General features: G+C 60.3%; 1 protein-coding gene. It reads left to right on the top strand.

The genetic code is table 11. The annotated features are described in order from the left end of the window. The first annotated feature begins 130 nt into the window (after positions 1 to 130). Positions 131 to 1,537 (top strand): IS4 family transposase, encoded by a 1,407-nt coding sequence (locus BGE01nite_RS28725; RefSeq protein ID WP_146856390.1) that lies wholly within the window; start codon positions 131 to 133, stop codon positions 1,535 to 1,537. Positions 1,538 to 1,553 lie beyond the last annotated feature (16 nt).

Genomic DNA, 1,553 nt, shown 5'->3' with positions numbered 1-1,553 from the left:
GCGCATTGGCGTCAACTTAACGGGTTCAAGTCGCAGGCATTTCGTGTCATGGTCGTTGTTAGGTGGAGCATTTTTGTGCCTTCAGCGGTGGGTTTTCACTTGATTTGGCGGCCTGGACGCCAGGGTTCCTATGTTTAGGAACCCTTCCCAACCCGCTGCTTGTTCGCTCCTCTCACACCTGCCTTCGCCCGCTGTTCTCGATGAGCTGGCACGCTCCTGCGGCTTGATGCAGCGCCGCTCCAAAAAGCTCTCACCGGCTGTCATTCTCGCTGCCTTTCTCTCTGCTGTGCCTGCCGTGGAGCATTCCTTCTTCGGCCTCGCCTCACTAGCCTCCCGATGCTCCGGCCAGAGCATCTGCAAACAGGCCCTGCACCGCAGATTCGGAGCCTCTTTACAAGAGTTCCTCGGAGCCGTGCTCGCCCACATTCTGTGCACTCGACGGGCTGGCCAGAACCGAGGCTCCTTGCTGCCAGCCGGGTCACCCGTGCGCCGCATTCTCGTCCAGGACAGCGTCCACCTTGCCCTGCATCCTTGCCTACGACAAGACTTCCCGGGCAGTTCCAACCAGCATGGCAACGCCCGCGCCGTGCTCAAGATCCAGGCCACCTTCGACCTGCTCAACCACCGCATGGAAGACTTCACCCTCAGCGGCTTCAACCGTAATGATCAGGCTGCTGCACCGGATATCTTGCAGCACCTGCGCACGGGTGACTTGATCCTGCGCGACCTGGGTTACTTCACCCTGGATTCACTGGCAGGCATCCACCAAGCCGGGGCCTTCTTTGTATCCCGCTACTCCAAGGCCGCCCTGTATCATCCTGGAGGGCAACGCATCCACCTGGAGGACTGGCTGCTCAAAAAACTGCGCAAGGCCGCGCCGGGCACCTGCCTGGACATCCCGGTGCAATTGGGAGCTGGGATGCGTCTGCCAATGCGCCTGATCGCCGTGCGTCTGGAGAAGGACTCTGCCAATGCGCGCCGTCGCCGCGCCTTGAGCAACCGTGATGCCCGGCTCAAGCACACGCCCCGGAGCCTGGCGTTGCTGGACTGGTCGCTGTATCTGACCAACCTGCCTGCGCAGGCACATGCAGGCAACCGCATCGCAGCGCTCTACGCGCTGCGATGGCGCATTGAGATCCTGTTCAAGAGCCTCAAGAGCCAGGGCCTGCGCCTGCCAGCGCTGCTAAAGCAGCCGATGAACAAGACCAAATTGGAAGCTCTAGTGGAGAGTGCGATGATCCTCATGACGCTCAACACTCTGGCGGTGCCTGCACCAGCGTGCAGAAACACCTCGAAACGAGGCGCCGCAGCCAATGCGCGAGCCAAGCATGTGAAGCCTCCGCGACATGTCAGCCTGTTAAAAAGCGCACGTGTGATGAACCTGCTGCTCACCTCGCTGCTCGATCAATGGTTGGAGTTGCCAGGCATGCAGCCCTTTGACAGGCTCTATGCCCAGTTTGCACCAGCCATGACCTATGAAAAACGCAGGCGCAAAACCTCCGCTCACGACCTCACTGCCATTTTCACCGCCTCTTAAGTGGACGCCAATGCGC

The sequence above is a fragment of the Prosthecobacter gellanilyticus genome (assembly GCF_007992435.1).
In the GTDB taxonomy this organism is placed as follows: domain Bacteria; phylum Verrucomicrobiota; class Verrucomicrobiia; order Verrucomicrobiales; family Verrucomicrobiaceae; genus Prosthecobacter; species Prosthecobacter gellanilyticus.
This window is presented reverse-complemented; position numbering and strand designations above follow the sequence as displayed.